This is a genomic window from Geobacillus sp. WSUCF1 (assembly GCF_000422025.1).
Lineage (GTDB): Bacteria > Bacillota > Bacilli > Bacillales > Anoxybacillaceae > Geobacillus > Geobacillus zalihae.
In genome coordinates, this window is record NZ_ATCO01000007.1 from 1 (window position 1) to 16,098 (window position 16,098).

The window sequence follows — 16,098 nt, forward strand, 5'->3', positions numbered from 1 at the left end:
AAAAAATCTTTCGAAAGCTAAAGGGTGCGATCGATGATGAAAGTATTGTTTTTGCCGCTGTTTCAAATGAATACGGGACACCATAAAGTAGCCGATACGTTGATGGATTTTTTGCGCCGCCAGTTTCCGGCGGTCGAAAGCAAAAAGATCGATTTTTTGAGCTATTGCAATGAACTGATGGAAAAAATGGTGTCAGAGGCCTACTTGCGCTGGATTCGCTCGCATCCTGCTTCGTACCACCGTGTGTACAAAACGCTGATGTACCAAGAGCCGCCCCGGTTTGAGTTCATTTCGTTTGAGCCATGGCTGCCTTATTTTGAAAGCAAAATGAAAAAGATGGTGGAAGAAGAACGGCCGGATTTAATCGTCTGCACCCATTCGTTTCCGTCGCGCATTTTGCAGCGGCTGAAGCGAAAACGGGTGCTGACGGTTCCAGTTGTCAATGTCTACACCGACTTTTTTATGAACAGCATCTGGGGGAAACGGTTTATTGACTATCATTTTGTTCCCCATCAAGAGGCGAAATGGGAGCTGATCACGAAGTACGGGGTTGACAAAGGACGCATCATCGTCACTGGTATCCCAGTGCACGATGTGTTTATGAATCGGTCGGAAGCGAGACGCAAGCGGGACCTCGCTCATGTGCTTGTCGCCGGTGGAAACCAAGGGCTTGGCAATATGCTGGCGTTTTTGCGGGCGGCCCGCACGTCAACGTTGTTCCGCTATTCGGTGCTGTGCGGCGCCAATCGCCAGCTGTACGAGGAAATCGCCAGCTGGCAGCTGCCTCATATCCGGCCGCTTCCATACATCGCTGACCCGGAAGAGATGAATCGGCTGTATGAAGAGGCGGATGCCGTCATTACGAAACCAGGCGGGGTGACGGTCAGCGAGTTGCTTCATAAGCGCATTCCGATTTTTACGATTGATTGCTTGCCTGGGCAGGAGCGCATCAATTTGCAATATTTACAGCAAAATGGTCTCATTTATCATTTGGTCGGGCCAGAAAGCGGCGAGCAGCACATGCTTCGCTTGTTGATGGATGACGTGGAGAAAAACCGGTTTTTCCGCCGTGTGTCCGATTATTTTGCCGGCGTGGAAAAAACGGGGCAAGAAGCGCTCGCCGAAGTGGTAGCGGCCATGCCGCAACGCATGGCTTGGCGCGTGTTGCATCCGTAGCGACAGAAGGTGTCCCAAAACGGTCGGGGCACCTTTTCTTATTCCTGTATATACGTGTAAAACAAATGCTGGAAAACGATATGTTGTGCTTTGTTGAAAGAAGAACCACCTTTTTAGACACCCTCACTTTTTTGTTCCTTATCGCTTATGGGGGGTGGCGAAACAACCTGCATCGTACATATAAAATATCAGACCGTTGGGCGCGAAACGTGTTACAATAGGAACGATGGCCAAGGAAAGAGGAGGAACGATGATGAAAACGAGAGTTGGCGTGTTATACGGCGGCAAATCACCGGAGCACCAAGTATCGTTGTCGACGGCGATGGCGGTGATGAACGCCATTGATCCTCATAAATTCGATGTCATTCCGATTTATATTACACCGGAAGGTCAATGGATCAAGGGCGAACAGCTGACCGGACCGATCGAGGAAATCAAGCAGCTGCAATTCACTTCGGCGGCGACCGCCTTGATTCCGGTTTCCTTGAACCAAGTTCCGGCTGCCGATTCGGCTGCGGGAGGAAACGAGGAAACGATCGATGTCATTTTCCCGCTTTTGCATGGGCCGAACGGCGAAGACGGAACGGTGCAAGGGTTGCTTGAGATATTGAACATTCCGTATGTCGGCAACGGGGTGCTTGCTTCCGCGGTCGGCATGGATAAGGTGATGATGAAAAACTTGTTTGCGCAGGCCGGGTTGCGCCAAGCAAAATATATCGCCGTGACGAAGTACGATTGGCAAAAAAGCGGCGAGACGGTGTATGACCGGATCGAACGAGAGCTTGGCTACCCGTGCTTTGTCAAGCCAGCCAACGCCGGTTCGAGCGTCGGCATTTCCAAATGCAAGCAGCGCGGCGATTTAAAAGCCGCATTTATCGAGGCATTTCAGTATGACCGAAAAATTATTATTGAAGAGGCGATTGTCGGCCGCGAAATTGAAATCGGCGTGATCGGAAATGATGAGCCGATTTGTTCGGTCGTTGGCGAAATTGTTCCCAAAAAGGAATTTTACGACTATGAAGCGAAATACGAAGACGGGCAAACCGAATTGATCATCCCAGCGGACGTAACGAAAGAACAGTATGAGACGATCAAACAAATGGCCATTACGGCGTTTCAGGCGCTGGATTTGTCTGGACTTGCGCGCGTCGATTTTTTCCTCGCCGAAGATGGCGCTGTTTATATCAACGAAGTAAACACGATGCCAGGCTTTACGCCATACAGCATGTTCCCGCTTCTTTGGCAGCACAGCGGTGTGCCGTACCCGGAGCTGATTGAACGGCTTATCGCGCTCGCATTGGAACGACATCAAGAAAAGCAGACGATCACGTACACGTTCAAAAAAGAAAAGAGGTGAGAGCCGATGATCAAACGGACAGTGCGGCAAATCGCCGAAATGGCTGACGGACAGTGTTTAAAGCCGGAATGGGAGAATATGGTCGTAAGCGGTGTGTCAACCGACACAAGGACGATCCAAGCCGGCAACTTGTACGTTCCGTTGCGCGGTGCGACCTTTAACGGCCACGATTTCGTGCAAGAAGCGGTGCAAAAAGGAGCCGCCGCCGTACTGTGGGCGGAAAGGGAAGGAACGCCGCCGGAAGGTGTGCCAGTGGTCGTTGTGGATGATACGCTTTTGGCATTGCAGCGGCTCGCCGCCCGCTACCGCGAGCAGCTTGGACTGAAGGTGATCGGCGTCACTGGCAGCAACGGCAAAACGACGACGAAAGATATGATTGCCGCGCTGCTTTCAACCCACTATCGAGTGCAAAAGACCGAAGGGAACTTGAACAATCACATCGGCGTGCCGCTGACGCTTCTTTCGCTTGACGAAGGGACGGAGATGGCCGTTGTCGAAATGGGGATGAGCGGGTTTGGCGAAATCGAGCGGCTGACGATGATCGCCAAGCCGGACGCGGCTGTGATTACGAATATTGGGGAGTCGCACCTGCAAGAGCTCGGGTCGCGGGAAGGCATCGCCAAGGCGAAGTTGGAAATTTTGGCGGGTTTGCACCATGATGGTTTATTCGTCTACCATGGCGATGAGCCGCTCTTGACGGAGCGCGTGCCGAAGCTGCCGCTTCCCCGCCATGTCGTGACGTTCGGGGCGGGCGAACAGAACGATTATTATCCGACCGATGTGCGCATTGAAGCGGGAGGAACATCGTTTGTCATCAATGCGCTCCCCGGCCGGACGCTGTTTATGCCGGTATTAGGCAAACATTATGTATACAACGCGCTCGCCGCCATTGCGGTCGCCCGCTTTTTCGGCATCGATTGGGAAGGCATTGATGCGTCTCTCTCCCGCCTGCAAGTGACGCGCATGCGTACGGAAGTCGTCAAGACGAAATATGGCTTTACCGTCATTAATGACGCCTACAATGCCAGCCCGACATCGATGCGCGCCGCCTTGATGCTTCTTCAAGAATTGAGCGGTTATCGGCAAAAAATCGCCGTATTGGGCGATATGCTGGAGCTTGGCGACGAAGAAGTGGCGTTTCATCGAGAGATCGGGGAGGTGCTGCGGCCGGGAATGGTGGACTATGTGTTCACTTACGGGCCGCTTTCGCACCATATCGCCGCGGCGGCCGCCCCATTTTTTGATGATGGACGGGTGAGGGCGTTCGACGATAAAGCAGCGTTGGCCGAGGCCGTGCGTTCCGTCGCGACTTCGGATGACATTGTTTTATTGAAAGCATCGCGCGGCATGAAATTGGAAGAGTTGCTTCGATATTGGGTGTAACATCAAGCAACCCGAGAGAAACTAAAAGCGGCGTCACAGGCGCCGCTTTTCACTCGGGCGGAGGTGGGGATGATGATCGGCTGTTTATGCATTCACGGGTTTACTGGAAGTCCAGAAGAAGTGGCGCCGCTGGCCGATTATTTGCGGGAGCGGACCGATTGGATGATCGAAACGCCGACCTTGCCGGGCCACGGAAGCGAACTGCGGTTGAAAGGAATTACATACGACCAATGGATCGCGGCGGCGGAACAAGCGTTTTTAGCGCTCCATCACCGTTGCAGTGTGGTGTATGTCATTGGGTTTTCAATGGGTGGAGTGATCGCCGTCTACTTGGCGGAAAAATACCCGGTCGCCAAACTCGTGCTGCTAAGCGCTGCGTTTTACTATGTCAACCCGCGCCAATTATGGCGCGACATCCGCGAGATGTTTGCCAATGGATGGAAAGGAGCGCGGGAGCACCCACTGTTTCTCCGCTATCGAAACAAAATGATGGCGACCCCGTTTTCAGCTGTCAGGGAGTTTCGCAAACTCGTTCGCGATGTGCGTCCCCGACTTCCGCGCGTCGCGGCACCCGCGCTCATTGTGCAAGGAGAAAAAGATGGGATCGTGCCGCTAAAAAGCGCCTATTATTTATATGAGCAGATTGGATCGGCGGAAAAAAAGCTGTTGCTTTTGCCCAATTCGTTCCATCATGTTTGTCATAGTATCGATCGGCACGTTCTGTTTGCTGAGGTGGAAACATTTTTGCGCGCTGCCCATGCCCATCATTGCAAATCACCGCATAACATGGTATGATAACTGTCAAACCTTTCTCTCGGATAAAGGGACGATTTTTTATAAGGAGTTTGGATAACATTGACGACATTTCAAGAATTAGGATTAAGCCAAGAAGTGATGAAAGCGATCGAGCGGATGGGGTTTGAAGAGACGACTCCGATTCAAGCGAAGACGATTCCGCTCAGTCTGCAAAATAAAGACGTAATCGGTCAAGCGCAAACCGGAACGGGGAAAACGGCGGCGTTTGGCATTCCGATCGTTGAGAAAGTGAATGTGAAAAACAGCGCTGTTCAAGCGCTCGTTGTCGCGCCGACGCGTGAGCTCGCCATCCAAGTATCAGAAGAGCTGTACAAAATCGGCGCCGTCAAGCGCGTGCGCGTCTTGCCGATTTACGGCGGTCAAGATATCGAGCGGCAAATCCGTGCTTTGAAAAAACATCCGCACGTGATCGTCGGGACGCCGGGCCGTATTATCGACCATATCAACCGCGGGACGCTCCGCCTTGAGCATGTGCATACGGTCGTTCTCGATGAGGCGGATGAAATGCTCAATATGGGCTTTATCGAAGATATTGAGGCGATTTTAAGCCATGTGCCGGCCGAGCGGCAGACGTTGCTGTTCTCGGCGACGATGCCGGATCCGATTCGCCGCATTGCCGAGCGCTTCATGAACGAGCCGGAACTTGTCAAAGTGAAGGCAAAGGAAATGACCGTGCCGAACATTCAACAGTACTACTTAGAAGTGCACGAGAAAAAGAAATTTGACATTTTGACGCGGCTTCTTGATATTCAGGCGCCGGAGCTCGCGATCGTGTTCGGCCGCACGAAGCGTCGTGTCGATGAGCTGGCGGAGGCGCTCAACTTGCGAGGCTATGCAGCGGAAGGCATTCATGGCGATTTAAGCCAAGCGAAACGGCTGTCGGTGCTGCGCAAGTTTAAGGAAGGTGCGATTGAAATTTTAGTGGCGACGGATGTTGCGGCGCGCGGCTTGGATATTTCCGGCGTAACGCACGTGTACAACTTTGATATTCCGCAAGACCCGGAAAGCTATGTCCACCGGATTGGGCGCACCGGGCGCGCCGGCAAGACAGGGGTGGCGATGACGTTTGTCACTCCAAGGGAGATCGGCCAGCTTCACCATATTGAGCGGACGACGAAGCGGAAAATGGAGCGGATGAAGCCGCCGACACTTGATGAGGCGCTCGAAGGCCAACAGCGTATCGCGATCGAAAAGCTTCTCAACGTCGTGGAGACCGAAAACCTGTCATTTTACAAACGGGCAGCGGAAGAATTGCTTGAAGAGCACGATTCGGTAACGATTGTCGCTGCCTGCTTGAAAATGTTGACGCGCGAGCCGGATACGACGCCGGTGCAATTGACGGAAGAGCCGCCTTTAGCGGTCAAGCGGGAGAAAAAACGGGGCGGCCGCCCGGACGGCTCAGCCCGCAGCCGGACGAAGAAACGGCGGATTACGGCGCATTAAGCGCCGTTTTTTCATAGCCGAGGCATGTAAAACGACGGCCGCTTGGGGCGGATGGACAAAAAGGGGGCAAGCAGGCCGCCGACGGCGAAGCCAAATAGATGGGCCAATAAATTCCCATGTGGTGTCATGATGCCAATCAGCAAATGAACCGCCATGACCGAAAGCAGCAGCTGGGCGTGGCGGGGGGCGACTAAGTCGCGGCGGAATAGGGCGAGGTAGCTGTACATGCCAAACAAGGCGAAAATGGCGCCCGACGCCCCGACATGGGTGTACAGCGGCGGCAGAAGGAATAAAGTGGCGACATTGGCGCCGATTCCGCCTCCGATATACAGAAACAAAAACTTTCTTTTCCCAAGTGCGCGCTCCAGCCAGGGGCCAAACAGCCATAAGGACAAACTGTTGGCGGCCATATGGTGGAAATCGCGATGCAGCACGATTGGGCTGACAAGCCGCCAGTACTCTCCATGGCGGATCGCGCCGTTCGTCCCGACGGCGTATTGCCAAATGGGTTCAAGCGCTGTCAAGGGAAGAGAAAACAACAGCCATGCGGCGATATGGACCAATAATAAGGCGGCAACGACGGGATAAAGGCGGACAAATGAGCGGACATCGCTTGCATGTTGAAACACGGGTTGGTCTCCCTTCTTCGCGGAAATGGGGCGTTTTTTATAAGCATCTTATGCGGGTCTCTCATAAAAAATTTGTCCGACCATCAGGGCGGATAGGATAGGTGAGGAAGCAGTGATCGTCGGCATTGGCATTGATATTGTAGAGTTGGAACGGATCCGCTCCCTTCTTGAGCGGAGCCGCAAATTTCCAGAGCGAATTTTGACGCCGCGTGAAAAAGCGCAGTTTGGCGAGTTGCCGCCCGCAAGACAGGCAGAGTTTCTCGCCGGGCGATTTGCGGCTAAAGAAGCGTACGCCAAAGCGCTCGGAACGGGGATCGGGCGGCATCTATCGTTTCAAGACATCGAGATCGTTTCCGATGAGCACGGAAAGCCGAGCATTGCTGCCCGCCGCGATGGCGAGACGGTTCATCTGTCCATTTCCCATAGCCGCGATTACGCCGTCGCCCAAGTCGTCATTGAGCGCCTTGGACCGATGACGCCGGCTGATGCTTGCCATGGCTAGTCTGCATATTCCCGAAAGTTGTCTCATATATTGTAGTGCATGGGTAGAAATCGATATATGAGGCAAAGGGGTTGAAGTGATGGGCAGAAACGTGCTGATGGCGTTGGTCGGCATCATTTTTCTGTTTGCTTTGGCTGGCTGCGGGTCGAAATCGCAGGAAGAGGTGCTGAAGGCGCTTGATGAAAAGGTCGATGAGATGACGGGTTATCAGGCTAAGGCGAAAATGACGTTCCGCACCGGGGAAAAGCCGCAAGTGTATCATGTCGAAGTGTGGCACAAGCAGCCGTCCTACTACCGCGTCAGCTTGAAAAACGCCGACAAAGGACAAAGCCAAATGATTTTGCGCAATGACGAAGGGGTGTTCGTCTTCACGCCGGCGCTCAACAAAACCTTCAAGTTTGTGAGCGATTGGCCGAAAAACAGCAGCCAAGCGTATTTGTACGAATCGCTCGTCAAAGACATTTTGAGCGATTCGAAGGCGAAGTTTAAGGCGACGGACGATTACTATGTGTTTGAGACGAAAACGAACTACCCGAACAGCGAAGTCATTCCAACCCAAGAGATTACACTGCGCAAAAAAGATTTGGCGCCCGTCTCGGTCAAAGTGATGGATACGGACCGGAAAGCGCTGTTGACGGTCGAATTTTCCAACGTCGAGTTTAACAAAAAGTTTGATGATGATGCGTTTGATACAAAGAAAAACATGACTGGCGCCCGTCTTGAGGTGCCAACGATGGCCGAAGGAAAAGAGCAAGTGATGGCCGTCATGTACCCGAGTCAGCTTCCGAAAGGGGTTCAAGCGCTCGAGGAAAAAGAAGTGAAAGGTGAAAACGGCACGCGCGTCATTATGACATTCGGCGGCAAAAAATCGTTTACGCTTGTGCAAGAAAAAGCGGATGTGCTTCCGGCGACAAGCATGCCAGTTCTTGTCAACGGCGACCCGGTTGATTTAGGATTCACCATTGGCGCCCTCACCGACCGAACGTTGACATGGTGGTACAATGGGGCGGAGTTTACGCTCGCCTCGGACGATTTGACGCCGGAAGAAATGGTGATGGTCGCCAGCTCAGTGCAAGAAAAAGCGGCAAAATGACAGTGCGTTTTTGCAAACAGGCGGCTTTCCGCGTTGAAGCGGAGAAGCTGCTTTTTGTTTTTGTGCAGAAGCAGTGAAGGCAGGACAGTGACGAATCGTTGCGATCTCCAATGTTTTCCGCCGTTTTTCTCATTTTTCCGCCGCTCATCCTATTCCTTCTTCCCTAGGAACATGGTAAACTAAAAAAGGAATCCAATCGATTCAAGCGCTTTCAAACTGGCTATGACTAGAAAGGCAGCGAGAGAGGATGGACGAGTTTCACCGCGATACGTGGGTGGAAATTGATTTGGACGCCATTTACGACAACGTCGCGAATTTGCGCCGCTTTTTGCCGGAGGGTACGCAAATTATGGCCGTTGTCAAGGCGAACGCCTACGGGCACGGCGATGCCCAAGTGGCGGCAACGGCGCTCGAAGCGGGCGCTTCCCGCTTGGCCGTCGCCTTTTTGGACGAGGCGCTTGCCTTACGAAAAAAAGGCATCGATGCCCCGATTTTAGTGCTTGGGGCGTCTCGTCCCGAGGATGTGGCGTTGGCCGCCGAACACCGCATCGCCTTAACCGTGTTTCGCTCTGATTGGCTCGAGAAGGCGTCATCGCTGTATAACGGTTCGACCCCGATTCATTTCCATTTAAAGATGGACACGGGAATGGGACGGCTTGGGGTGAAAGACGAAGAGGAGACAAAGCGAATAGCGGCCTTGATCGATCGCCATCCGCCCTTTGTGCTTGAAGGGGTGTATACGCATTTTGCGACCGCTGATGAAGTGAATACGGATTACTTTTCTTATCAATACGCCCGCTTTTTGCATATGCTTGACTGGCTGCCGTCGCGGCCGTCGCTCGTTCATTGCGCCAACAGCGCGGCGGCCCTTCGTTTTTCCGATCGAGCGTTCAACATGGTTCGCTTTGGCATTTCGATGTACGGGCTCGCCCCATCGCCGGACATCAAGCCGCTCCTCCCATACGAATTGAAAGAGGCGTTTTCGCTCCATAGCCGCCTTGTACACGTCAAAAAACTGCAACCAGGCGAAAAGGTGAGCTACGGTGCGACGTACACCGCGCAGACGGAAGAGTGGATCGGCACGATTCCAATCGGTTATGCGGACGGCTGGCTGCGAAGGTTGCAGCACTTTCATGTGCTTGTTGGCGGGCGGCGGGCGCCGATCGTCGGCCGTATCTGCATGGATCAATGCATGATCCGCCTGCCGGAGCCGCTGCCTGTCGGGACGAAGGTGACATTAATTGGCCGCCAAGGGGACGAAGTCATTTCCATCGATGATGTCGCCCGCCATTTGGACACAATCAATTATGAAGTGCCGTGCACGATCGGCTACCGGGTGCCCCGTATTTTTTTCCGAAATAAGCGTATAATGGAAGTGAGAAACGCCGTTGGTCGCGGATGAAGCGATGCATAATCTGCTTCGGAAGACAAAGGATAGAAAATGGAGAAATGACTTTGCAGCGCCGTTGTTTAATGGTATCATGAAGTGGAAGCAATCAATGGCTGCAGTTCGTGGAGGTGTATATTTGTGTCGGAATCTGGCGCAACAGCGGAAATCGTCGTTCGTTTGCCGCAGTCGCTGCTGACAGAACTGGACGTGCTCGTAAAGCAGGAAAACGGCAACCGCAATGAACTCATTTATCAAGCGACGAAAATGTACATTCGCGAGCGGAAGAAACGGCAAATTCGCGAGGCGATGAGACGAGGCTACATGGAAATGGCGAAAATCAATTTATCTATCGCTTCTGAAGCGTTTCATGCTGAATACGAGGCCGACCACACCGTTGAACGCTTAGTTAGCGGGGGGTAATGCTTTGATTGTCAAACGTGGCGACGTGTATTTTGCGGACCTTTCCCCGGTTGTTGGCTCGGAGCAGGGCGGCGTGCGCCCCGTGTTGGTGATCCAAAACGATATCGGCAATCGTTTTAGCCCGACGGTGATTGTCGCGGCGATTACGGCGCAAATCCAAAAAGCGAAGCTGCCGACGCATGTCGAGATTGACGCGAAACGCTACGGGTTTGAACGCGATTCGGTCATTTTGCTTGAGCAAATTCGCACGATCGACAAGCAACGGCTGACCGATAAAATCACTCATTTGGACGATGAAATGATGGATAAAGTCGATGAGGCGCTGCAAATTAGCTTAGGACTGATCGACTTTTGATAGAGCGAAAAACCTTTGCTTTTGGCATAACAGCGAACAGGAGAAACGGCGTTTTCGGTTGCCAACGGGCGGCCGAGCGGATGGGGAAAGCGGCGTTGACGTGCGGCATCGGTCTTGATTATCGAGTGTTCACGTTGGTGAGACGGGCAGATCGGTCTTCCCGGAACGGTCTGTCCTTCCATTTTCATCTATGTATACTGTTTCACAAAGCAGCTGCGTACAGGTAGCGCTTTTTTTATTATCCTAAACCGATTCATCCCCCACTTCCACCTCGAAGCGTTAGCGTAGGTGGGAGAGCGTTCAAGTCCCATATCATTAAGGAGGGAATCGCTTGGCTAACGAACAGCGGCTCATTGAAGTCATTGCCGTCGAGCAGCAGCTGGCAGCGAAGCAAGTCGAAAACGTCATTGCGCTCCATCGAGAAGGAAACACGATCCCGTTTATCGCCCGCTACCGGAAAGAAATGACTGGGGCGCTCGATGAAGTGCAAATTCGTGAAGTACTGGAGAGATGGGAGTATTTGCAGCATTTAGAACAACGGAAAGAGGAAGTGCTCCGCCTCATTGACGAGCAAGGGAAGTTGACGGAAGAGTTAAAGCGCGACATTCTTGAGGCCACGAAGTTGCAACAAGTCGAAGATTTATACCGCCCGTATCGGCAAAAGCGGCGCACGAAGGCGACGATTGCGAAAGAAAAAGGGCTTGAGCCGCTTGCCGATTGGCTTCTTTCCTGCCCTGCCGCCCCAACTCCGGAAGAGCAGGCCCGGGCGTTCATTGATACAGAAAAAGGGGTCGCAACGGCAGACGAGGCGCTGCAAGGTGCGAAAGACATCATCGCCGAGAAAGTGGCAGATGACGCTGCTCTTCGTCAATGGGTGCGCGACGAGACGCGGCGGAAAGGGATGATCGTGTCCACCGCGAAGGCGTCGGAGAAGGACGAAAAAAACGTATACGAGATGTATTACGACTACGAAGAACCCGTGGCGAAAATCGTCCCCCATCGCGTCTTGGCGCTGAACCGCGGCGAAAAAGAGGAGGTGCTGCGCGTCTCGGTCCAAGCGCCTGCCGAAGAAATCATCCGCTATTTGCAGCGGCAAACGATCGTCAACGAGGCGTCCCCGGCCGCCCAGCTCGTGGCAGAAGCGATCGAGGACGGATACAAGCGGCTGATGGAGCCTGCCATTGAACGCGACATCCGCAACGAGTTGACGGAGAAAGCGGAGGAGCGGGCCATCCATATTTTCGCTGAAAACTTGCGCAAACTGCTTCTCCAGCCGCCGCTCAAAGGAAAAACGGTGCTCGGCATCGACCCAGCCTATCGGACTGGGTGCAAGCTCGCCGTTGTTGATGAAACAGGGAAACTGCTTCATATCGATGTCATTTACCCACACCCGCCGCAAGAGAAAAAGGATGAAGCGAGGACAAAGATTCTTCGTTTACTTGACGACTATCATGTGGATATGATCGCCATCGGCAACGGAACAGCATCTCGGGAAACCGAACAGTTTGTCGCCGACACGCTGAAGCATGTGCAACGCGATATTTTTTATTTGATTGTCAATGAAGCAGGAGCGAGCGTCTACTCTGCTTCCGACCTTGCACGCGCTGAGTTTCCCGACCTGCAAGTTGAAGAGCGGAGCGCGGTCTCAATCGCCCGCCGCGTCCAAGACCCGCTCGCCGAACTGGTGAAGATTGACCCGAAATCGGTTGGCGTCGGCCAATACCAGCACGATGTGTCGCAAAAAAAGCTGGCGGAGTCGCTCCGTTTCGTCGTCGAGACGGTCGTCAATCAAGTCGGTGTCAACGTCAACACGGCGTCCGTTTCGCTGCTCCAATACGTCTCGGGACTGACGAAAACCGTCTCCGAAAACATTGTCAAACGCCGCGAAGAGCAAGGGAAATTCCGCAGCCGCGAGGAGCTGAAAACGATCCCGCGTCTTGGGGCGAAAACGTATGAGCAATGCATCGGGTTTTTGCGCATTGTCGACGGCGACGAACCGCTTGACCGCACGCCGATTCACCCTGAGCGGTACGCGGAAGTGAAGCAACTGTTGCGTAAGTTAGGATTTACGACCGCCGCCATTGGCAGTGATGAACTGCGCCAGGCGCTGCAAGCCATTGATATCGAAGCGACAGCAGCTGAACTCGGCATCGGGGAACTGACGCTCCGCGACATCATCGATGCCTTGCGCCGCCCAGAGCGCGACCCGCGCGACGAGCTGCCCAAGCCGCTATTACGCAAAGATGTGTTGAAGATGGAAGATTTGAAGCCAGGCATGGAGCTGGAAGGAACCGTGCGCAACGTCGTTGACTTCGGCGCCTTTGTCGACATTGGGGTCAAACAGGACGGGCTCGTGCACATTTCCAAACTAAGCAAACAATACGTGCGCCATCCGCTCGATGTCGTTTCGGTCGGCGACGTCGTCAAAGTATGGGTCGAGCATGTCGATGTGGCGAAGGGAAGAATATCGCTGTCGATGGTGCCGCCGAAAGAGTGAAATGGAGAAAGCACTGCCTTAGGAGCAGTGTTTTCTCCGATAAAAAAACCAGCATTGGTTCAACAGTTTAATTTGCTCACGGTTTTTCTCATAGTAGGCTCGTCTCATCTGATTTTTCAGCCATGTAGGCAAAATCAGTCACCTCCCTGACAGTGGAAAGGTAATATATGTGTATGTAATGGTGAATTGTCCTGTGCCAAAAGATGAAGGAGAGACCCGCCATGGACCAAAAGCAGCTGCAAGCCCTTGTCGAACAAATTTCCATTCGCGTGTTCGGCAAGCCGTTCCGCCATACCGCTTTCTTCAACCCTCGTTTGCGCACCACCGGCGGGCGCTACATGTTGCAAACGCACAACATTGAGCTCAATAAAAAACATTACGAGCAGTTCGGCGAGGAAGAATTGATCGCCATCATCAAACACGAGCTTTGCCATTACCACTTGCACCTTGAGGGAAAAGGCTACCGCCACCGCGACCGCGACTTCCGCGAACTGCTGCAAAAAGTGGGGGCGCCTCGCTATTGTCGTCCGCTTGCTCGAAATACAAAAGCGCCGAAAACGATCTACACATACATTTGCACGTCATGCGGCCTCACCTACCGCCGCAAAAGACGGATCAACATAGACCGTTATGTTTGCGGCCGCTGCCGAAGCAAGCTCAAACGATCCTAGACTCCCATGACAGAAAAATTTGGTTGCCATCGGAAGGATGAAAATATCTCTATGTCGAATATTACAGTTTTACACATTTTGAAGCTCAGGTATTTTCAGAGTAGATGCAATTTGAAACTTTAACATTTGTAGCTTTTACATAGCCCGATCGACTGTCGGGCGACTGAACAACGCCGCTTTCAGACCCATGCATGGGTCTGTGAAGCGGGTGGTTGTTCGGTCTTCCGTCACGCCTTGGTGTTCGTCAGTCGAGAAAATAGACAAGCTACCTTTTCGTCAAGAATTGTTAAACTATAATGTCCAGTCAACGCCCATAATCAAACAAAACATTTTGCGAAAAAAGGTTGACAATCAGGATGATCGTGTGCTAAATTATAAAAGCCGTCGCTAAACGGCGGAAAACAGCAGAGGAAGTTGCGGGAAAACGTATTGACAAACGACAAGTTGCTCAATATAATAAACAATGTCGATTGTCAAACATCATTCCGCAATAGCTCAGCGACGAGCCTCACATCTTCGAATTGGCTGCGAGTTGCCTCGACGCATCTCGCTTCCTTGAATTAGCTGGCAGAGGAAGAGGCAACGAGCACATCGTAAAGATATGCATGACATATAATTTTTTCATCATTCCGCAATAGCTCAGCGGTAGAGCAACCGGCTGTTAACCGGTAGGTCGTAGGTTCGAATCCTACTTGCGGAGCCATTTCTTTGGAGAAGTACCCAAGTGGCTGAAGGGGACGGTTTGCTAAACCGTTAGGTCGTGGCTTTACGGCGCGCGGGTTCAAATCCCGCCTTCTCCGCCACTCCAATACGTATATGCGTGGCCCGTTGGTCAAGTGGTTAAGACACCGCCCTTTCACGGCGGTAACACGGGTTCGAATCCCGTACGGGTCACTGAATAGCGCGGGGTGATCCCCGCGATTTGTGGTCCCGTAGTGTAGTGGTTAACATGCCTGCCTGTCACGCAGGAGATCGCGGGTTCGAGTCCCGTCGGGACCGCCATTGCACTAAATCGCTGGGCCATAGCCAAGCGGTAAGGCAACGGACTTTGACTCCGTGATGCGCTGGTTCGAATCCAGCTGGCCCAGCCATTTTTATGTGTTAAATACATGAGCCATTCGCTCAGTAACGAGCGCTGCATCTTCGAGTTCGCTGCGAGTTGTCCCGACGCATCCGACATCTTCGAATATGCTAGCAGAGGAAGGGACATCGTTCACTGTGAGTGTATACTTGACTATGAGCCATTAGCTCAGTAACGAGCGCTGCATCTTCGAGTTTGCTTCGAGTTGCCTCGACGCACCTAGCTTCTTTGAATAGGCTGGCAGAGGAAGAGGCAGGTAGAGCTAGGTAGTACCTGGAGTGTATACCCAACCATGAGCCATTAGCTCAGTAGGTAGAGCAACGAGCGATGCATCATCGAGTTTGCTTCGAGTTGTCCCGACGCATCCTGCATCTTTGAATATGCTAGTAGAGGAAGGGACATCGTTCACTGTGAGTGTATACCTAACCATGAGCCATTAGCTCAGTAGGTAGAGCATCTGACTTTTAATCAGAGGGTCGGAGGTTCGAGTCCTCCATGGCTCACCATATTAGCGGGTGTGGCGGAATTGGCAGACGCACCAGACTTAGGATCTGGCGCCTCACGGCGTGGGGGTTCAAGTCCCTCCACCCGCACTGATTAGTCAATATGCGGTCGTGGCGGAATGGCAGACGCGCTAGGTTGAGGGCCTAGTGGGGGCGACCCCGTGGAGGTTCAAGTCCTCTCGACCGCATTTTTTAGATAAACTATTGACAGCAACACAGTGAGTTGCTAAAATGTAATCCGTCTCTTTGGTGCAATAATCTATTGCGCTCGTAGCTCAATTGGATAGAGCATCTGACTACGGATCAGAAGGTTAGGGGTTCGAATCCTCTCGAGCGCGCCATCATCGGGAAGTAGCTCAGCTTGGTAGAGCACATGGTTTGGGACCATGGGGTCGCAGGTTCAAATCCTGTCTTCCCGATTTTGTTAAACTAAATATTATGCGGGTGTAGTTTAGTGGTAAAACCTCAGCCACGAGCCTTCACTTCGCCGAATACGCTTCGAGTTGCCCCGACGCATCCAGCTTCTTTGAATCAGCTGGCAGAGGAAGGGGCATGAAAAATTGTGATGGGTGTTTCATCAAAAAATATGCGGGTGTAGTTTAGTGGTAAAACCTCAGCCTTCCAAGCTGATGTCGTGGGTTCGATTCCCATCACCCGCTCCATGAAGAGTCCATAGGATTATTTTGTTCCTTGAAAACTGAACGAAACGAAGCGCAACGAAAAGCGGAGGCCGCTTAGCGCCTTTGGTGCTGCGGCTGAAGCAAAAAGCCAATCAACTTTCT

Annotated in this window: 14 protein-coding genes and 11 tRNA genes; 23 read left to right on the plus strand and 2 right to left on the minus strand. The window is 52.6% G+C overall.

All coding sequences use genetic code 11. The features are described from left to right. Positions 1 to 33: 33 nt before the first annotated feature. The 5 genes from I656_RS14290 to I656_RS14270 all read left to right on the plus strand — a co-directional run bounded on the left by I656_RS14290 (position 34) and on the right by I656_RS14270 (position 6,175). Positions 34 to 1,176 (plus strand): MGDG synthase family glycosyltransferase, encoded by a 1,143-nt coding sequence (locus tag I656_RS14290; protein ID WP_033004648.1) that lies wholly within the window; start codon positions 34 to 36, stop codon positions 1,174 to 1,176. A 253-nt stretch (positions 1,177 to 1,429) separates the two neighbouring features. After that, on the plus strand, positions 1,430 to 2,533 hold the full coding sequence (locus I656_RS14285; RefSeq protein WP_033004651.1) for a D-alanine--D-alanine ligase: 1,104 nt from the start codon (positions 1,430 to 1,432) through the stop codon (positions 2,531 to 2,533). A gap of 6 nt (positions 2,534 to 2,539) precedes the next feature. Continuing rightward, positions 2,540 to 3,916 (plus strand): UDP-N-acetylmuramoyl-tripeptide--D-alanyl-D-alanine ligase, encoded by a 1,377-nt coding sequence (murF, locus tag I656_RS14280; protein WP_020753659.1) that lies wholly within the window; start codon positions 2,540 to 2,542, stop codon positions 3,914 to 3,916. 72 nt (positions 3,917 to 3,988) lie between these two features. Continuing rightward, complete coding sequence (locus I656_RS14275) at positions 3,989 to 4,711, plus strand: carboxylesterase (RefSeq protein WP_011229735.1); 723 nt, start codon at positions 3,989 to 3,991, stop codon at positions 4,709 to 4,711. Positions 4,712 to 4,771: 60 nt separating this feature from the next. Continuing rightward, entirely contained in the window at positions 4,772 to 6,175 is a 1,404-nt protein-coding gene (locus tag I656_RS14270; protein WP_011229736.1) for a DEAD/DEAH box helicase, read from the plus strand. 11 nt (positions 6,176 to 6,186) lie between these two features. Here I656_RS14270 and I656_RS14265 read toward each other — a convergent pair whose 3' ends face one another. After that, a complete protein-coding gene (locus I656_RS14265) occupies positions 6,187 to 6,804 on the minus strand; it encodes a rhomboid family intramembrane serine protease (protein WP_020753661.1) in 618 nt (205 codons plus the stop codon). 112 nt (positions 6,805 to 6,916) lie between these two features. Between I656_RS14265 and acpS the strand changes: the two genes are divergently transcribed. The 6 genes from acpS (at position 6,917) to I656_RS14235 (ending at position 13,061) form a co-directional block, all read left to right on the plus strand. Then, on the plus strand, positions 6,917 to 7,306 hold the full coding sequence (gene acpS, locus I656_RS14260) for a holo-ACP synthase (protein WP_011229738.1): 390 nt from the start codon (positions 6,917 to 6,919) through the stop codon (positions 7,304 to 7,306). A 79-nt stretch (positions 7,307 to 7,385) separates the two neighbouring features. Next, positions 7,386 to 8,399, plus strand: a complete 1,014-nt coding sequence (locus tag I656_RS14255; protein WP_033004654.1) for an outer membrane lipoprotein carrier protein LolA — start codon at positions 7,386 to 7,388, stop codon at positions 8,397 to 8,399. Between the two features lie 247 nt (positions 8,400 to 8,646). Continuing rightward, positions 8,647 to 9,801 carry an alanine racemase gene (gene alr / locus I656_RS14250; protein ID WP_020278946.1) on the plus strand — a complete coding sequence of 385 codons (1,155 nt, stop codon included), beginning with the start codon at positions 8,647 to 8,649 and terminating at the stop codon, positions 9,799 to 9,801. A gap of 126 nt (positions 9,802 to 9,927) precedes the next feature. Further along, positions 9,928 to 10,209, plus strand: a complete 282-nt coding sequence (locus I656_RS14245) for a CopG family ribbon-helix-helix protein (protein WP_011229742.1) — start codon at positions 9,928 to 9,930, stop codon at positions 10,207 to 10,209. Between the two features lie 4 nt (positions 10,210 to 10,213). Continuing rightward, on the plus strand, positions 10,214 to 10,564 hold the full coding sequence (gene ndoA / locus I656_RS14240) for a type II toxin-antitoxin system endoribonuclease NdoA (protein ID WP_003253417.1): 351 nt from the start codon (positions 10,214 to 10,216) through the stop codon (positions 10,562 to 10,564). A gap of 331 nt (positions 10,565 to 10,895) precedes the next feature. After that, complete coding sequence (locus tag I656_RS14235; RefSeq protein ID WP_020753664.1) at positions 10,896 to 13,061, plus strand: Tex family protein; 2,166 nt, start codon at positions 10,896 to 10,898, stop codon at positions 13,059 to 13,061. A gap of 18 nt (positions 13,062 to 13,079) precedes the next feature. Here I656_RS14235 and cmpA read toward each other — a convergent pair whose 3' ends face one another. After that, the gene (gene cmpA, locus I656_RS17560) at positions 13,080 to 13,193 is read right to left on the minus strand and encodes a cortex morphogenetic protein CmpA (protein ID WP_013144046.1); all 114 of its coding nucleotides are present in this window, start codon (positions 13,191 to 13,193) and stop codon (positions 13,080 to 13,082) included. A gap of 89 nt (positions 13,194 to 13,282) precedes the next feature. Here cmpA and I656_RS14230 point away from each other — a divergent pair, with 89 nt between their 5' ends. The 12 genes from I656_RS14230 to I656_RS14175 all read left to right on the plus strand — a co-directional run bounded on the left by I656_RS14230 (position 13,283) and on the right by I656_RS14175 (position 15,978). Beyond that, positions 13,283 to 13,732: a SprT family protein gene (locus I656_RS14230; RefSeq protein WP_013144047.1), complete on the plus strand. Its 450-nt coding sequence runs from the start codon at positions 13,283 to 13,285 to the stop codon at positions 13,730 to 13,732. Between the two features lie 628 nt (positions 13,733 to 14,360). Continuing rightward, a tRNA-Asn gene (locus I656_RS14225) sits at positions 14,361 to 14,435 on the plus strand. A gap of 7 nt (positions 14,436 to 14,442) precedes the next feature. Further along, positions 14,443 to 14,535: transfer RNA gene (locus I656_RS14220), tRNA-Ser, on the plus strand. Positions 14,536 to 14,554: 19 nt separating this feature from the next. Beyond that, a tRNA-Glu gene (locus I656_RS14215) sits at positions 14,555 to 14,626 on the plus strand. Between the two features lie 32 nt (positions 14,627 to 14,658). After that, positions 14,659 to 14,734: transfer RNA gene (locus tag I656_RS14210), tRNA-Asp, on the plus strand. A 14-nt stretch (positions 14,735 to 14,748) separates the two neighbouring features. After that, positions 14,749 to 14,823 (plus strand) — tRNA-Gln (locus I656_RS14205). Between the two features lie 420 nt (positions 14,824 to 15,243). Continuing rightward, positions 15,244 to 15,319 (plus strand) — tRNA-Lys (locus I656_RS14200). 5 nt (positions 15,320 to 15,324) lie between these two features. Further along, positions 15,325 to 15,406: transfer RNA gene (locus I656_RS14195), tRNA-Leu, on the plus strand. Positions 15,407 to 15,421: 15 nt separating this feature from the next. Continuing rightward, positions 15,422 to 15,504 (plus strand) — tRNA-Leu (locus I656_RS14190). Between the two features lie 76 nt (positions 15,505 to 15,580). Continuing rightward, positions 15,581 to 15,657, plus strand: a tRNA-Arg gene (locus I656_RS14185). Between the two features lie 4 nt (positions 15,658 to 15,661). Beyond that, positions 15,662 to 15,735 (plus strand) — tRNA-Pro (locus I656_RS14180). 169 nt (positions 15,736 to 15,904) lie between these two features. Beyond that, positions 15,905 to 15,978, plus strand: a tRNA-Gly gene (locus tag I656_RS14175). Positions 15,979 to 16,098 lie beyond the last annotated feature (120 nt).

Coding starts and splice junctions, on each gene's coding strand:
- alr (WP_020278946.1), top strand. CDS start 8,647: ATGGACGAGTTTCACCGCGATACGTGGGTGGAAATTGATTTGGACGCC.
- I656_RS14275 (WP_011229735.1), top strand. CDS start 3,989: ATGATCGGCTGTTTATGCATTCACGGGTTTACTGGAAGTCCAGAAGAA.
- I656_RS14290 (WP_033004648.1), top strand. CDS start 34: ATGATGAAAGTATTGTTTTTGCCGCTGTTTCAAATGAATACGGGACAC.
- I656_RS14230 (WP_013144047.1), top strand. CDS start 13,283: ATGGACCAAAAGCAGCTGCAAGCCCTTGTCGAACAAATTTCCATTCGC.
- I656_RS14285 (WP_033004651.1), top strand. CDS start 1,430: ATGAAAACGAGAGTTGGCGTGTTATACGGCGGCAAATCACCGGAGCAC.
- I656_RS14255 (WP_033004654.1), top strand. CDS start 7,386: ATGGGCAGAAACGTGCTGATGGCGTTGGTCGGCATCATTTTTCTGTTT.
- murF (WP_020753659.1), top strand. CDS start 2,540: ATGATCAAACGGACAGTGCGGCAAATCGCCGAAATGGCTGACGGACAG.